We start from the raw sequence: 13,987 nt of genomic DNA on the forward strand, positions 1-13,987 counted from the left end.
CGACTCAAGCCCTGGTCATCATTGGCCGCAAGCTGGCGCGCATCGCCTTTTCGCTCATGAAAAACCTGAGCGAATACCAGTCAAAAGCGGTTTTGGGGGCTTCCCCAAAACCATAGAATCTCCCACATTTGGACTGCATTCACAAAGCAAAATATGTGAATGCATTCTGAATGTGGGAGTTGGCTTGCCTGCGATGCCTTTAGCGATTCGTAAATCGCTGCAAATAGCTCAGATGCTCGCGATGCGCCGTCTCCTGCATCATCGGCGCCAGCCTCACCTTCTCCCCCGGCAGACACTGGGCCAGGCGCGCCAACGCCAATGGCGTCAACGCGCCCAATCGCGGGTAGCCGCCAATGGTCTGGCGATCATTGAGCAATACAATCGGCTGCCCATCCGGCGGGACCTGGATCGCACCCAACGGGATGCCTTCGGAGATCAGCGACGGCCCCTGATACGCCAACGGCTTGCCCAGCAGGCGCATGCCCATGCGGTCGGCGCGGCTGTCCAGGGTCCATTCGGTATTGAAGGCATCGAACAGGCTCTGGCCACTGAACTGGCCGATCTGCGCGCCGAGGATCACGTCCAGGGGCGCGGTAGATTGCAACCGCTCAACCGGCAACTCACGCAACTCACTGCCGGTGCCGGAATACACCAGGGACCCACCTTCAGCCAGGGCCCGGCCAAAACCGTCCAGCCCGCCCAGGGCTTCGCGCCCGACACTGGCACAACTGCCCAGCACCTTGGGCGCGTCAAACCCGCCTGGCGCCGCCAGGTAAGCCCGTGCACCGCGGTGGGGTTGGGTGAAGCGCAAGCGCTGGCCTTTTTGCAGAATGAAACTGCGGCCTGGGCTGATGGCGCGCTCGTCGATGTACGCGCCCAGGTCCGCGCCGGCCAGGGCCAGCACGCAAAGCTCCTCGGCCTGCACGGTAAAACCGCCCAGGGTGATTTCCACCACCGGCGCATCCAGCGGATTGCCCAGCAGCCAGTTGGCCCAGGACATCGACACCCAATCCAGCGCGCCGCCCTGGGTCACGCCCAGATGCCGCACACCAAAACGCCCAGCATCCTGCAACAAGCACAGCGCGGTGCTGGCCTCGATCAACAAGCGGCTCATACCTGGGCCTCCAAGGGCGTGTCATCGCCACCCAGGTTGATAAATTCAGCACGCCCGATGGCTTCGAAACGCACACTGTCGCCCGGCTGCATCAGGCTGTAGCCGTCGCGCTCGCGGTCGAACAATTTGGCCGGGGTGCGCCCGATCAGGTTCCAGCCACCCGGGGATTCCACCGGATAGGCTGCGGTCTGGCGCTCGGCAATGCCGACGCTGCCCGCCGCCACCCGTTTGCGCGGGGTACCCAGACGCGGCGCCGCGAGTTGCTCTTCCACCAGCCCCATAAAGGCAAAACCGGGGGCAAAACCAAGGGCAAAGACCTGGTATTGATGCTGGCTGTGGCGGCGAATCACCTCGTTGACCGCAAGCCCGCTGCGCTGGGCGAGCAAGGTCAGCTCAGGGCCGACGCTGAGGTCGTACCACACCGGCAAGACATGACACTGCCCGCTGCCCTGAGCCTGCGGCTGCAAGCCCGTGAGGGCCTGATTGATCAGTTCCCGCGCCTGTGCCGGACTCAGCGCCAGCAGGTCGTAATGCACCATCAGGGTCGTGTAGGAAGGCACCAGGTCCACCAGCGCCGCGCCAAATCCCTCGCGCAGGCGGCGCGTGGCAGCGAGCATCCAGGGCATGTTGTCTTCGGCGATCACGTCAAACAGGCGCACCATCAGGCAGTCGATGGCTACCACTTCAATCCGTGGGTTCATGCTGGCGTCAACGCCTGGCGAATACGCTGCACCGCCGCCACCGAGCTGGCGTTATCGCCATGCACGCAGAGGGTGTTGGCCTGCAACAGCAAGGGGCTGCCATCGCTGGCAACCAGGGTTTCGCCACGGGCAATGGTCAAGGCCTGCTCGAGAATGACCTGCGCATCGTGATGCACAGCACCCGGCAACTGCCGCGAGACCAGGTGCCCGGCGTTGTCATAGGCGCGGTCGGCGAAGGCTTCGAACCACAGGGTCACGCCGTACTCATCCCCCAAGGCCTGGGCGGCGCTGTTGTCACGGGTGGCCATCAGCATCAATGGCAGGCTGGCGTCATACGCCGCCACGGCCTGGATCACTGCACGCAGTTGCGCAGGCTTGGCCATCATGTCGTTGTACATCGCACCATGGGGTTTGACGTAGCTGACCCGGCCACCCTGGGCCCGGCAAATACCATCGAGGGCACCGATCTGGTAATGCAGCAGGTCCTGGATTTCCTGAGGTGTATAGGCCATGGAGCGCCGGCCAAAACCTGCCAGGTCCTGATACGCCGGGTGCGCACCGATCTGCACGCCATGCTGCAACGCCAGGGCGACGGTCTTGCGCATGATGCTCGGGTCGCCGGCGTGGAAGCCGCAGGCGATATTGGCGCAATCAATGAATGGCATGACCTCGGCATCCAGACCCATGGTCCAGGCGCCAAAACTTTCGCCGATGTCGCAGTTCAATAGCAGGCGGCTCACGGTGAAGACTCCTGTAGGCTTTATTTTTTTGTAGTGTGGGATCTTTTACCAAGATCTCGCAACGATGTTGTCCTAAGCCCCGACGACGCTTATCGTGAGACAGCCCGATTTTTGGCGCGCAGCCCCTGTTGCGTCCAACTAATAAAAACCGATCCATGCATAAGAAAAAGTTGATCCCATGAATTTGAAGTTCCTCGAAACCTTCGTCTGGGTGGCCCGACTCAAGAGCTTCCGGCTCACGGCAGAGAAGCTGTTCACCACCCAGGCCTCGATCTCCAGCCGCATTGCGGTGCTGGAAAGCGAGTTGGGGGTGAAACTGTTCCTGCGTGACTCGCGTGGCGTGAGCCTGACCCCGGATGGGGTGAAGGTGCTCGAGTATGCCGAGCAGATGATGATCACCATGCAGGGGCTCAAGCAGTCGCTGGAAACCACCAGCAGCAAGGTCGGACGCATCCGTATCGGCGTGATGGACACGGTGATTCATACCTGGCTCAGCCCCTTGGTGACCGAGTTGATGAACCATTTCCCCCTGGTGGAAATCGAACTGGTCGCCGATACAGCGCTGAACCTCTGCGATCAGCTGCAAAAAGGCTTTCTCGACCTGATCCTGCAAACCGACCTGCTGCGCCAGGAATCAGTGCGCAGCCTGGAGCTGGCCAGCCACCCCATGGGCTGGATCGTCGCCAGCCATTCGATCTACAACCGTGATTACACCTCCCTGGCCGAACTGGCCCAGGAACGGATCATCACCTACTCGAAAAACTCCCATCCGCACCAGGATGTGCTGAGCCTGATGCAAGCCCATGGCGTCGCGGCGCCGCGCATGAACTGCGTGAACTCGGTGTCGGCCATCACCCGCTTGCTGCGCGACGGCTTCGGTATCGGCGCGTTGCCGCCGGTGCTGGTCAGCGAAGAGTTGGCGCGGGGTGAGTTGATATTGCTGCCCATGGCGCAGCGCTTGCCGAACCTGCAGGTGGTGGTGTCGTGGCGGGTGGGGGTGGAGTTGGTGGAGGAAATCGTCGCGCTGTGCCAAAGCGTAGCGGCGCGGTATGCCGAGGAAGTGGGTGAAGAGCGCATGGTGCTCAACCAGAAGAAACCCGATTAAACCTAGCAGGCGTGGGCTTGTTTGGGAGCTGGCTTGTGTAGGAGCTGGTTTGTGTGGGAGCTGGCTTGCCTGCGATGCAAGCACCTCGGTACATCGGTTGCACCGCGGTGACGCTATCGCAGCATGGGTATCTACACCGCTATCCTCTGGGTATGTGTACATATCCATTGCTGCGGTAACGGCGGCTATTGGTTCCGCCCTTACGGCGGGTCACTTTTGGAAAAGAGCCCGGAGTGCCGGCCCAGCCAAAAGTAACCAAAAGGGCTCTTGCCCCACCACTCGGTGCCTCGCCTAGGCTCGGCATGCCCGCAGTCAGGCATTGCTCCGTGGGCCCGCCGCGATCGGCCATCCATGGCCGTGTCGCGGCTACCCCGGCATCCATGCCGGGGGTGCCCACTGCGCAATACCTGCCTGCGGCCATCGTGGTTTAACGGGGCGCCTAAGATCAAGATCAAAAGCCAGATCAAAAGCCGGATCAAAAGCAGAGCCAGAGCGTGAAGCTGCATTCCTCCCGGTGGGAGCTGGCTCCAACCGGGAGATCTGTGGCGTATTCAGAGGCCTTTGAGGTCCCGCTCTTCAATCGGCCGGCTCTGGCGCAGACGCTTGCCGCCCAGCACCACCCAGTCAATCAAACGGAACAGGCACTCCAGGCCGAACGACAGCAGCATCGCCCCGCCCAAACCCCAGCCCATGGCCTCGGGGGTCAGGAGGATCTGGTAGCTGTAGCCATTCCAGGTTTCCCGGCGGATATCCGGGTCGGCGGCCACCGCCACCTGCAAGGCGCGGATGTACCACGGCCCCTGCATGGCCTGGAACTGCTTGTCCAACGCCACCTGGCGATCGAGCAAACTGCCGAGGCTGTTGGCATCGCTGCGAAATACCGGGTCATCGCTGGCGCGGTAATGGGCGACCAGGGCCTGTAAATCGCCTTTGAAGAACTGCTGCGCAGTGCTTTCAAAACCGCGCAGGCCGGTCTGGGCCTCGATCAAATGGGCCTCGACCCGCTTGGCGTAGTCGTTGATAAACCCCGGGACTTGCACCCCGACCAACAAGCCAATGGCAAACAACACCAGGCGCAGATAGCTGAGCAACATAATCAACGTCCTTATGCAGTTGTGCCCTGGCTGACGCATTCGCCGCGCCGCCACAGGCTCCACTGGCCCGGTTCGTAACGGGTCCAGGTCTCGTTTTCGGTCAAGGGTTCGGTGGCAATCACCGTCACCACATCGTTTGGCGTGGTTTCGGCCTGAAAATCGACGATCACGTCGACATCTTTGAGGCGTGCCGGGCCAAAGGGTGCGCGGCGGGTGATCTGCGCCAGTTTGGTCGAGCAGTAGCAAAACAGCCAATCACCATCACTGAGCAGGCAGTTGAACACGCCCTTGCTGCGGTATTCGGCGCAGGCGGCGATCAGGTCCGGCAGCACCTGCTCGATATCCACGGGCTCGGGAAACGCCTCACGGATGCGATTGAGCAGGTCGCAGAAGGCGGCTTCGCTGTCGGTATCGCCCACCGGGCGGTAGAACGTGGCCCGGGGCGTGAAGTCGGCGAGTTGGCCGTTATGGGCGAAACACCAATTGCGCCCCCACAACTCGCGGACGAACGGATGGGTATTGGACAGGCTCACCTTGCCGACGTTGGCCTGGCGGATATGGCCAATCACCACTTCACTCTTGATCGGATAACGCTGCACCAGCAGCGCCACTTCCGACTCGCTGCTGGCCGCCGGGTCCTGGAACAGCCGTAAGCCACGGCCCTCGTAGAAGGCAATGCCCCAGCCATCGCGGTGCGGCCCGGTGCGCCCACCGCGCTGCATCAGCCCGGTGAAGCTGAACACGATGTCGGTCGGTACGTTGGCACTCATGCCCAATAATTCACACATGCCAGGACTCTCGATGCTGGGCAAACAACGTTAAAGACGCGGTTCGACCCGCATACCACTGACGGGGGCCGGCGCACGGCCATAGGGTTCGTCGTCCTCAGGCTCGGCCGCAACCGCTGCCGCAGCGGCGGCTTTCTGCTCACGCCGGGCCTTGGCGGCCCGTTCGATGGGCCAGCGGATCAGCACAAAGACCAGGTACAGGCCAAAGGCGATCATGGCGTACATCAGCAAGTCGGACACCGCCCGCCAGGCGTTATTGCCCACTTTGAGCAACAGATCCAGGGCGGTGATGGCCACGGCCGGGGCGAATTGCTCCTTGACCGGGTCGACAATGGTCGGGCTCAACAGCAGCACCGCCATCAGCAACCGCAGCGGTTCGCGCAGCCAGCGCCAGATCCAGCGGGTCAGGCGAAACCACACCAGCAGGCAGCCCAAAGCGGCGAAGGCGTAGAGGCCCCAAGCGGTCAGATAGTCGTTCTCGGTCATGGTGTCCATGGCAAGGTAGGCAAACAGGCCCGTATGATAACGGCTTTTGAGTGCCACGGCTGCAACGCCGTCGGCTCACCCCCAGACAGAGAGTGATCCATGCCTTCATCGACCCACGCCGCTGCCGCCCCGATTGCCCGCCAGGATTCAGGCCAGGACCCGTACGCCTGGTTGCAGGAGCGCGACAACAGCGAGGTGCTCGACTACCTCAAGGCCGAAAATGCCTGGCAAGAGGCACAACTTGAGGAGCAGAGCGCGTTGCGCGAAAGCCTGTTCCAGGAGATCAAGGGCCGTATCCTCGAGACCGACCTGTCACTGCCCTCGCCCTGGGGCCCGTACCTGTATTACACACGCACCACTGCCGGTGACGAATACGCGCGGCATTACCGCTGCCCACGCCCGGCCGACGACAGCCAGCAGATCGACGAAAGCGCCGAAGAATTGCTGCTGGACCCGAATGTGCTGGCCAATGGTGGTTTTTTCTCCCTCGGTGCCTTCAGCATCAGCCCGGACCACAAGCGCCTGGCCTACAGCCTGGATACCAACGGCGAAGAGATCTACACCCTGTACGTGAAGGAATTGTCTTCAGGCAAGGTCAGTGAACTGGCCTTCGAAGACTGCGACGGCAGCATGACCTGGGCCAACGACAGCCTGACGCTGTTCTTCGGTGAACTGGACGACACCCATCGCCCGCACAAGCTGTATCGCTATCGGCTGGATGGCACCGCCGCCGAAGAAGTGTTTCACGAGCCCGACGGGCGCTTTTTCCTGCATTGCTACCGCTCCAGTTCCGAGCGCCAATTGCTGCTGTCGCTGGGCAGCAAGACCACCAGCGAAGTCTGGGCCCTGGACGCCGAGCAGCCGCAACAGGCATTTGCCTGCCTGGCGCCACGGGTTGAAGGTCATGAATACGATGTCGACCACGGCAAGCTGGACGACCAATGGACCTGGTTTATCCGCAGCAACCGCGAGGGCATCAACTTTGCGCTGTTCCAGGCGGCTGACAACGGCAGCGTGCCCACTAAAGACCAGTGGCACAACCTGATTGCCCACGATGACGCAGTGATGCTCGATGGCGTGACCCTCAACGCCCGGGCCATGACCCTGAGCCTGCGCATTGGCGGCTTGCCGGTAATCGACGTGCACCCACAAGGCCTGCCGACTTACCGCGTGGAGTTACCAGACGCGGCCTACAGCCTGTACGTGCAAAACAGCCTGGAATTCGACAGCGACAAGATCCGCCTGCGCTATGAAGCACTCAATCGTCCGGCCCAGGTCCGCCAGTTGGAACTGGCCAGCGGCGCGCAGCAAGTGCTCAAGGAAACCCCCGTATTGGGCGTGTTCAATGCCGACGATTATGTCAGCCAGCGGCTATGGGCCACTTCTGCCGATGGTACCCAGGTGCCGATCAGCCTGGTGGTCAAGCGCGACCAGGTGGGCCAGCCAACGCCGCTGTACCTGTACGGCTACGGCGCCTACGGTTCGAGCCTCGACCCGTGGTTTTCCCATGCGCGCCTGAGCCTGCTGGACCGTGGCGTAGCGTTTGCCATTGCCCATGTACGCGGTGGCGGCGAATTGGGCGAAGCCTGGTACCGCGCCGGCAAGCAGGAGCACAAGCAAAACACGTTCAGCGATTTTATCGCCTGCGCCGAACACCTGATCGCCGAGGGCCTGACCACCTCCAAACAACTGGCTATCAGCGGCGGCAGCGCCGGCGGGCTGTTGATCGGTGCCGTGCTCAACCAACGCCCGGAGCTGTTCCAGGCGGCGATTGCCGAAGTGCCTTTTGTCGATGTACTCAACACCATGCTCGACCCGGACCTGCCACTGACCGTCACCGAATATGACGAATGGGGCAACCCACAGGAGCCCGAGGTGTATGAGCGGATCCAGGCCTATGCGCCCTACGAAAACGTCAGCGCCCAGGCCTACCCGGCGATGCTGGTGATCGCCGGCTATAACGACAGCCGCGTGCAGTACTGGGAAGCCGCCAAATGGGTGGCCAAGCTGCGGGCCACCAAGACCGACGACAACCTGCTGCTGCTCAAGACCGAACTGGGCGCCGGCCATGGCGGCATGAGCGGCCGTTACCAGGGTTTGCGTGATGTGGCCCTGGAATACGCCTTTGTGTTCAAGGCCCTGGGGCTGGTTTAAGAACCCGCCGCCTTCGGCTTGCTGTCGTTTTGCTGCAGGCCGGGCAAGGTCTGGTCCTTGGGCGGCTTGGGCATTTCAATCGGTGGCAACGGCACCCCGGCCCCTTGTGGCTTGGGTGCGGTTGGCGGGGTGATTTGCGGATACGGGGTCGGCGTTGCAGTGCCCGGCGCGCCGGTGGTGGTCGCCGGCGTGTTCGGCACCGGTTGCAACTGCTGGGCATGTGCGGCACCCAATGTGAGCACACTTCCTACAATGACCGCTAGAATGCTGCACTTCATCGATGGCTCCATGGCCTGACTGTTAACCAGTCCCAAGGCTACTCCCAACCGCGCAAGAATGCCCTTCCCAATGAAATTTCCATGAAACGTTTCGTGCTGCTCGACACCACCCCGATCCCCGATAACGGCGGCGCCCTGTGCCTGTTCGAATACGGCGAGGATTTTGTGATCAAGATCCAGGGCGGTGACGGCGGGCAATTGATGAACACGCGCATGCACGGTTCCGAAGATGCCCTGGCAGAGACTCCCTGCCGCAAGGTCGCCGGACGCCCCGGTTCACGGGTATTGATTGGCGGCCTGGGCATGGGCTTCACCCTGGCCTCGGCCCTCAAGCACCTGGGCAAGACGGCCGAAGTGGTGGTGGCTGAATTGGTGCCGGGCGTGGTGGAGTGGAATCGCGGCCCGCTCGGGGAAAAATCCGGCAACCCGCTGCAGGACCCGCGCACCGTGATCCGCCTGGAAGACGTGGCCAAGGTGCTGCAAGCCGAGCCCCAGGGCTTTGATGCAATCATGCTCGACGTCGACAACGGCCCCGAAGGCCTGACGCAGAAAGCCAACAGCTGGCTGTACTCCGCCGGCGGCCTCAGCGCCTGCGCCAAGGCCCTGCGCCCCAAGGGCGTGCTGGCAGTGTGGTCGGCCAGCGCCGACAAGCAGTTCAGCGACAAATTGCGCAAGGCCGGCTTCAAGGCCGAGGAAGTGCAAGTCTTTGCCCATGGCAACAAGGGCACCCGGCATACCATCTGGATTGCCGAGAAACTCAAGGGCTGAAGGGCGCGCCGGTCAGATCGAGCGGCGCAGGCGATTCAGATGCCGCAAACCTTCCAGCACCAGCACCACCACCGCCAGCCAGATGGGCAGGTAGGTCATCCACTGGCCCGGCTTGAGGCTGTCGCCCAGCATCAGCGACACCGCCACCAGCAGCACCGGCTCAGCGTAACTGAGCAGACCGAACAGGCTAAAGGGCAACAGGCGGCTGGCGAGGATGTAGCAGTAACCTGCCGCCGCACTGACCAGGCCCATCACTGGCACCAGCCAGTACAACGCCGGGCGCTGCGCCAGCGTCTCGCCGATGGGGTGGCCGCCGAGGATGAACCACAGCGCCACCGGGATCATCAGCATCATGTCCAGCCATAAACCGCCCAGGTTGTCGGTGCCACAGCGCCGGCGCAGGACGAAATACAGCGGGTAACCGACGCAGACCACCAAGGTGGTCCAGGAAAACCCACCCGTGCGGTACAACTCATTGCCCACCCCCACCGCAGCCAACACGGCGGCAATCTTTTGCAGATGGGAAAGGCGTTCGCCATAAACGATACGCCCGGTAATGACCATGGTCAGCGGCAACAGGAAGTAACCCAGGGAAACGTCCAGGCCGTGGCCATTGAGCGGCGCCCACATAAAGATCCATAACTGCACCCCCACCAGCGCGCTGGTCAGCACCACGCAGGGCAGCAAGGCCGGTTTCTCGCGCAAGCGCTTGTAGATCAGCGGCACCCTTTGCCAATCCCCGGACAGGGCGAGCAGCAGCGTCATGAAGGGCAACGAAATAAGGATTCGCCAGGCAAATATCTGCTGGCCATCCAAGGGCTCAAGAAGAGAGGTAAAGAAATACAGCACGCCAAACAGGAAGGAAGCGGAAACCGCCAGAACAACACCTTTAGACACAACAGCCTCTACAACAAATTGCATGTATTGAATTGAAGACCGAGCCGTTGAATATAAGCAAAATGAGCATCAAAACTTATTAACACGCACCACAAACTTACAACTCACATAGAATATAATTCCAGAGTCATGAATTTATAAGCACAGGGTAATTCGTCGTTTTTATTATTGGAAAGACGATCATCAGACTCTTCAACCTACCCGACTTCGGTGATAGGCAGCAGCACGCTCTGGACGAGCGCCTCTGATTTGAAACGCCACAACGCCAGCCGCGGAGGCTGATATCGTGATGGGAAAACCCGATTGCACGGGAAACTAACGGTCGCCCGGAAAGACCAGGCTTATTGAATACTCGACACCACAGCGGCGGTGGGCCAAGAGGCGCCACATTAAAGAACTTGGCAAAGTTAGTCCAACACTTTCTCGCCCCAGACTAACTTTTGCGCTCTTTAACTTCCCAACGGTTTTTAAATAGATAGGCGGGCATTATTACCCCGCTCCACAGCACCCCATCGCCAGCCGGCACCCGGGCTGAAAAAGCCAAGGGCTTATTGCCCCGCGAGCAGCTAGAATCAACGCCATCCGTGATCCACTAGAAAACAGGAGCCATGATGAGCTCAAGCAACCCGCCCTCCCACACCGCCAAGCTGGACCGCATCCTTGCCGATGCCCAGCGCGACCGGGAAATGGGCTACCGCGACAAAGCCCTGAAAATGTACCCCCATGTGTGTGGCCGCTGTGCCCGTGAATTCGCCGGCAAGCGCCTCAGCGAACTGACTGTGCACCACCGTAACCACAACCATGACGACAACCCCCAGGACGGTTCCAACTGGGAATTACTCTGCTTGTACTGCCATGACAACGAGCACTCGCGCTATACCGACCAACAGTATTTCGGCGAAGGCTCCACCAGCAGCCCGACCATCGCCAAGGCCACGCACAACCCGTTTGCGGCGTTGGCGGGGTTGATGAAGAAGGACGACTGACGGTCGTCGCTGAACGTTGCGACGTCATCGCGGGCAAGCCCGGCTCCCACATTTGAAATGTGTTCACCTGTGGGAGCCGGGCTTGCCCGCGATGACAATCGCCCAAACACACCATTTCTATAGCGACCGCTGCTCGAGCAATCCCCGTATAATTGCGGTTTTTCTCGAAGGCACCCTCTCCCGTGGGCAATAAACGCTACAGCTGCATCGGTCTGTATAACCCCAAATCCCCCGAAAACGTCGGTTCGGTCATGCGCGCTGCTGGCTGCTATGGGGTGGCTTCGGTGTTCTACACCGGTAAACGCTATGAGCGGGCCCGGGACTTTATTACCGACACCAAGAAAGTCCACCACGACATCCCGCTGATCGGCATCGACGACCTGAAAAAGATCCTGCCCCTGGGCTGCATTCCGGTTGCCGTGGAGCTGGTGGACGGTGCCCGGCCGCTGCCGGAATACACCCATCCTGATCGCGCGCTGTATATCTTCGGCCCCGAAGATGGCTCCCTCGATAAAGAGATCCGCGAGTGGTGCGAAGATGTGGTCTACATCCCGACCACCGGCTGCATGAACCTCGCGGCCACGGTCAACGTGGTGCTCTACGATCGCCTGGCTAAGGGCAATAACACCCGTTCGGGGCCCAAGTACTGATTTGGCGGGAACATCCACCTCTGGCCCGCAGTCAGTTGCATATCTATGGCCCTTTGTTGGAGACAGACCATGAGCGACAGCAAAACCCTCAAACCCATGATTGAATCGACACCGTTCCAGACCCAGCCGACCCAGAACGTCCAGGGCTGGGAGCGCATTGGCTCACTGGCCGGTGGCGTAGTGATGATGGGCAAGGGCATTCGCCGCGGTGGCTTTTTCGGCCTGATCCAGGTGGCGATTGGTGGTGTGGCCTTGGCGCGCGGGATCAGCGGCCATAGTTCGGCCAAGTCGCTGCTGGAAAAAAGCCGCCAGGATATGAATAGCGTGCGCACCCGCATTGAGCGCGCGGGTGAGGAACTGAAGAATCTCAAGACTCGGGCTGAAGTGGCTGCCGAAAAAACCGCGCTCTGAGGTACAAGCCAAAGGTGGGGGCTGGCTTGTGTGGGAGCTGGCTTGTCGGGGCGCAGCATAGGTATCTACACAGCTCTTTTCTCTAGTTTCTCTAGTGGTTCTTGGGGTTGTGTACATATCCGTTACTGCGGTAACGGCGGCTATTGGTTCCGCCCTTACGGCGGGTCACTTTTGGAAAAGAGCCCCAAAAGTAACCAAAAGGGCTCTTGCCCCACCACTCGGCACCTCGCCTAGGCTCGGTGTGCCCGTCATCCGATTTTGATTTGGGGGGCCGCCGCGATGGGCCATCCATGGCCCAGCGCGGCTAACCCGGCGTCCTGCCGGGTTACCCCCCAAATCAAAATCGGATGACGGCCAGCGTGGTTTAACGGGGCGCCTAAGATCAAGATCAAGATCAAGATCAAGATCAAAAGCAAAGCGAGGCGGCCTGATCGTCGAGGCATGCGCGGACTCCTGTGGGAGCTGGCTTGCCTGCGATGACGGTAGCTCAGTCAGCACATTGGCCACTGGTAGACCGCCATCGCAGCGATGCGGCGACCCAACTCCTACACAAACCTGCTTCCACCGTTGAGCTTCAGCGCAGCAATTTGCTGTCGAGCACCACCGAGGATTGGCCGATCACGCTTTCGGCCAACTGCACAAACTCCTTGGTGCTGAAGCTGTCCAGGCGCATCAGTGCCTGGGTCAGGTCGTCCAGGGAGCGTTTGTTGTGGGTTTTCAGGCGGATTTCACGATCCAGCTCCTGCAACACCACCACTGCCCGCGCCACTGTGGCGCCGTTGACGTGTTCACCGCGTAACGTCGTTACGCCCTTGCCGTCCTTGCTCAAGCGCGCCTGTATCGCCCCATAACGCTCATCGCTGATACCGCCTGCGCGACGCAGCAGTTCGATGGCGTAATACTCCGCAAGGCCCTCACTGATCCAGTCACTGCCCTGATGGTCATTGAACCGGCCAATGGCCTGCACCACTTCGCGGATCAACGGGCTACTGCCGTTTTCACTGACCAGCGGCGTACGGCTATTGAGGTACACCGAATCGCGCCCGGCGAACGCGCCGCGGCGCATCGGGTCACTGGCGCCCACGAGCAGCAGCTTGGCCGGATGCCGGGGAAACGCCGCTTGTACCTGGGGCCAGACAAATGTCAGCAAGGTCAGCACGTCCATGCGGCGCATGGCCTGGCCCTTGGGCGAGGCCACGGTGATTTCGGTTTCGCCCAGGCGCACCCGGCGGCTGCCCAGGCTGCCGGCGACCATCCAGCCGGTGGGCCGGTCGAACAGCCGGGAGACATTGTCGATACGGAACTTGTGCTTGCCAATCCGTGGCCAGGCGGTCTCGACGCTTTTCCAGCCCGGCGGCAGCTCGAAGGTCAGCCGGGACACCAACTCCACGCCGTCCTGCTGGTCCAGGCGAGCCGCCGGCACCAGATCCTCGCCGCGAAACAGCGCCCAACTGGGGGTCATGCGCGACTCGTAGATGCCGGCCTTGCGCGCATGGCTCAGGCGCACGCGGTAGGTCAGGCTGGCCTTGTCGGCGCCCGGCTGCCACAGGCCGCGACTGGCCCCCGCGTCGGGCGTGACCTGCCACTGGCCATCGGCCTTGAAGTCGCTGTAGTCACCGTCGCGACCCAGGTCGAAGTTCAGGCTGCGCACAGCCGAACCCTGGGACAGGCTCAGGCGCACCTCGGCCTGATCGCTCTGGGGCAACAGTTTGACGTGATAATCGAGGTCGACCTTTTTCGCCGACCACGCCGACGCGCTCAACCCCAGCAACAGCAGGCTCGCCGCCAGCTTGGCTTGGACCGTCATACGCTCTC

Annotated in this window: 15 protein-coding genes; 6 read left to right on the forward strand and 9 right to left on the reverse strand. The window is 61.4% G+C overall.

From position 1 onward, the window contains the following. Positions 1-199: 199 nt before the first annotated feature. Genes HBR94_RS21645 through HBR94_RS21655 form a run of 3 tightly spaced genes read right to left on the reverse strand, consistent with a single transcriptional unit; the run spans position 200 to position 2,555 of the window. Positions 200-1,114, reverse strand: a complete 915-nt coding sequence (locus HBR94_RS21645) for a biotin-dependent carboxyltransferase family protein (protein ID WP_170045511.1) — start codon at positions 1,112-1,114, stop codon at positions 200-202. Next, positions 1,111-1,815, reverse strand: coding sequence for a 5-oxoprolinase subunit PxpB (gene pxpB, locus HBR94_RS21650; protein WP_170045512.1), 705 nt, complete (start codon positions 1,813-1,815; stop codon positions 1,111-1,113). Before pxpB ends, HBR94_RS21645 begins: the two co-directional genes overlap by 4 nt. Further along, a complete protein-coding gene (locus HBR94_RS21655) occupies positions 1,812-2,555 on the reverse strand; it encodes a 5-oxoprolinase subunit PxpA (RefSeq protein ID WP_057441272.1) in 744 nt (247 codons plus the stop codon). The genes pxpB and HBR94_RS21655 overlap by 4 nt, the downstream gene beginning before the upstream one ends. Positions 2,556-2,733: 178 nt before the next feature. Here HBR94_RS21655 and HBR94_RS21660 point away from each other — a divergent pair, with 178 nt between their 5' ends. Beyond that, entirely contained in the window at positions 2,734-3,660 is a 927-nt protein-coding gene (locus HBR94_RS21660; RefSeq protein ID WP_169960399.1) for a LysR family transcriptional regulator, read from the forward strand. Between the two features lie 551 nt (positions 3,661-4,211). On the opposite strand, the gene HBR94_RS21665 is transcribed toward HBR94_RS21660, so the two are convergent. Genes HBR94_RS21665 through HBR94_RS21675 form a run of 3 tightly spaced genes read right to left on the reverse strand, consistent with a single transcriptional unit; the run spans position 4,212 to position 6,037 of the window. Continuing rightward, the gene (locus tag HBR94_RS21665; protein ID WP_057958812.1) at positions 4,212-4,754 is read right to left on the reverse strand and encodes a DUF2937 family protein; all 543 of its coding nucleotides are present in this window, start codon (positions 4,752-4,754) and stop codon (positions 4,212-4,214) included. 11 nt (positions 4,755-4,765) lie between these two features. Continuing rightward, positions 4,766-5,542 carry a class II glutamine amidotransferase gene (locus tag HBR94_RS21670; protein WP_057441274.1) on the reverse strand — a complete coding sequence of 259 codons (777 nt, stop codon included), beginning with the start codon at positions 5,540-5,542 and terminating at the stop codon, positions 4,766-4,768. Positions 5,543-5,572: 30 nt separating this feature from the next. Beyond that, on the reverse strand, positions 5,573-6,037 hold the full coding sequence (locus tag HBR94_RS21675; protein ID WP_225923868.1) for an MFS transporter: 465 nt from the start codon (positions 6,035-6,037) through the stop codon (positions 5,573-5,575). Between the two features lie 90 nt (positions 6,038-6,127). Between HBR94_RS21675 and HBR94_RS21680 the strand changes: the two genes are divergently transcribed. Continuing rightward, positions 6,128-8,182: a S9 family peptidase gene (locus tag HBR94_RS21680; RefSeq protein WP_170045513.1), complete on the forward strand. Its 2,055-nt coding sequence runs from the start codon at positions 6,128-6,130 to the stop codon at positions 8,180-8,182. On the opposite strand, the gene HBR94_RS21685 is transcribed toward HBR94_RS21680, so the two are convergent. After that, complete coding sequence (locus tag HBR94_RS21685) at positions 8,179-8,460, reverse strand: hypothetical protein (RefSeq protein WP_057441276.1); 282 nt, start codon at positions 8,458-8,460, stop codon at positions 8,179-8,181. The genes HBR94_RS21680 and HBR94_RS21685 overlap by 4 nt on opposite strands. 81 nt (positions 8,461-8,541) lie before the next feature. On the opposite strand from HBR94_RS21685, the gene HBR94_RS21690 reads away from it, so the two are divergent. Next, positions 8,542-9,228: a hypothetical protein gene (locus HBR94_RS21690; RefSeq protein WP_170045514.1), complete on the forward strand. Its 687-nt coding sequence runs from the start codon at positions 8,542-8,544 to the stop codon at positions 9,226-9,228. Positions 9,229-9,240: 12 nt separating this feature from the next. Here the strand turns inward: HBR94_RS21690 and rarD are convergent, their stop codons facing one another. Further along, on the reverse strand, positions 9,241-10,125 hold the full coding sequence (gene rarD / locus HBR94_RS21695; protein WP_170045515.1) for an EamA family transporter RarD: 885 nt from the start codon (positions 10,123-10,125) through the stop codon (positions 9,241-9,243). Between the two features lie 611 nt (positions 10,126-10,736). On the opposite strand from rarD, the gene HBR94_RS21700 reads away from it, so the two are divergent. The 3 genes from HBR94_RS21700 to HBR94_RS21710 all read left to right on the forward strand — a co-directional run bounded on the left by HBR94_RS21700 (position 10,737) and on the right by HBR94_RS21710 (position 12,172). Then, on the forward strand, positions 10,737-11,111 hold the full coding sequence (locus tag HBR94_RS21700; protein ID WP_038448187.1) for a YajD family HNH nuclease: 375 nt from the start codon (positions 10,737-10,739) through the stop codon (positions 11,109-11,111). Between the two features lie 182 nt (positions 11,112-11,293). Beyond that, entirely contained in the window at positions 11,294-11,761 is a 468-nt protein-coding gene (locus HBR94_RS21705) for an RNA methyltransferase (protein WP_057441281.1), read from the forward strand. Positions 11,762-11,830: 69 nt separating this feature from the next. Further along, positions 11,831-12,172 carry a DUF2892 domain-containing protein gene (locus tag HBR94_RS21710; protein WP_170045516.1) on the forward strand — a complete coding sequence of 114 codons (342 nt, stop codon included), beginning with the start codon at positions 11,831-11,833 and terminating at the stop codon, positions 12,170-12,172. 574 nt (positions 12,173-12,746) lie between these two features. Here the strand turns inward: HBR94_RS21710 and HBR94_RS21715 are convergent. After that, a complete protein-coding gene (locus tag HBR94_RS21715) occupies positions 12,747-13,979 on the reverse strand; it encodes a hypothetical protein (RefSeq protein ID WP_169989327.1) in 1,233 nt (410 codons plus the stop codon). Between the last annotated feature and the right edge of the window lie 8 nt (positions 13,980-13,987).

Origin of the sequence: Pseudomonas sp. WS 5412, assembly GCF_012985615.1 — a bacterium.
In the GTDB taxonomy this organism is placed as follows: domain Bacteria; phylum Pseudomonadota; class Gammaproteobacteria; order Pseudomonadales; family Pseudomonadaceae; genus Aquipseudomonas; species Aquipseudomonas shahriarae.

Bases quoted from the DNA above. Each gene is read 5' to 3' on its own strand.
- HBR94_RS21645 (WP_170045511.1), bottom strand. From the start codon at position 1,114: ATGAGCCGCTTGTTGATCGAGGCCAGCACCGCGCTGTGCTTGTTGCAG.
- pxpB (WP_170045512.1), bottom strand. From the start codon at position 1,815: ATGAACCCACGGATTGAAGTGGTAGCCATCGACTGCCTGATGGTGCGC.
- HBR94_RS21660 (WP_169960399.1), top strand. From the start codon at position 2,734: ATGAATTTGAAGTTCCTCGAAACCTTCGTCTGGGTGGCCCGACTCAAG.
- HBR94_RS21665 (WP_057958812.1), bottom strand. From the start codon at position 4,754: ATGTTGCTCAGCTATCTGCGCCTGGTGTTGTTTGCCATTGGCTTGTTG.
- HBR94_RS21670 (WP_057441274.1), bottom strand. From the start codon at position 5,542: ATGTGTGAATTATTGGGCATGAGTGCCAACGTACCGACCGACATCGTG.
- HBR94_RS21675 (WP_225923868.1), bottom strand. From the start codon at position 6,037: ATGGACACCATGACCGAGAACGACTATCTGACCGCTTGGGGCCTCTAC.
- HBR94_RS21680 (WP_170045513.1), top strand. From the start codon at position 6,128: ATGCCTTCATCGACCCACGCCGCTGCCGCCCCGATTGCCCGCCAGGAT.
- HBR94_RS21685 (WP_057441276.1), bottom strand. From the start codon at position 8,460: ATGAAGTGCAGCATTCTAGCGGTCATTGTAGGAAGTGTGCTCACATTG.
- HBR94_RS21690 (WP_170045514.1), top strand. From the start codon at position 8,542: ATGAAACGTTTCGTGCTGCTCGACACCACCCCGATCCCCGATAACGGC.
- HBR94_RS21700 (WP_038448187.1), top strand. From the start codon at position 10,737: ATGAGCTCAAGCAACCCGCCCTCCCACACCGCCAAGCTGGACCGCATC.
- HBR94_RS21710 (WP_170045516.1), top strand. From the start codon at position 11,831: ATGAGCGACAGCAAAACCCTCAAACCCATGATTGAATCGACACCGTTC.
- HBR94_RS21715 (WP_169989327.1), bottom strand. From the start codon at position 13,979: ATGACGGTCCAAGCCAAGCTGGCGGCGAGCCTGCTGTTGCTGGGGTTG.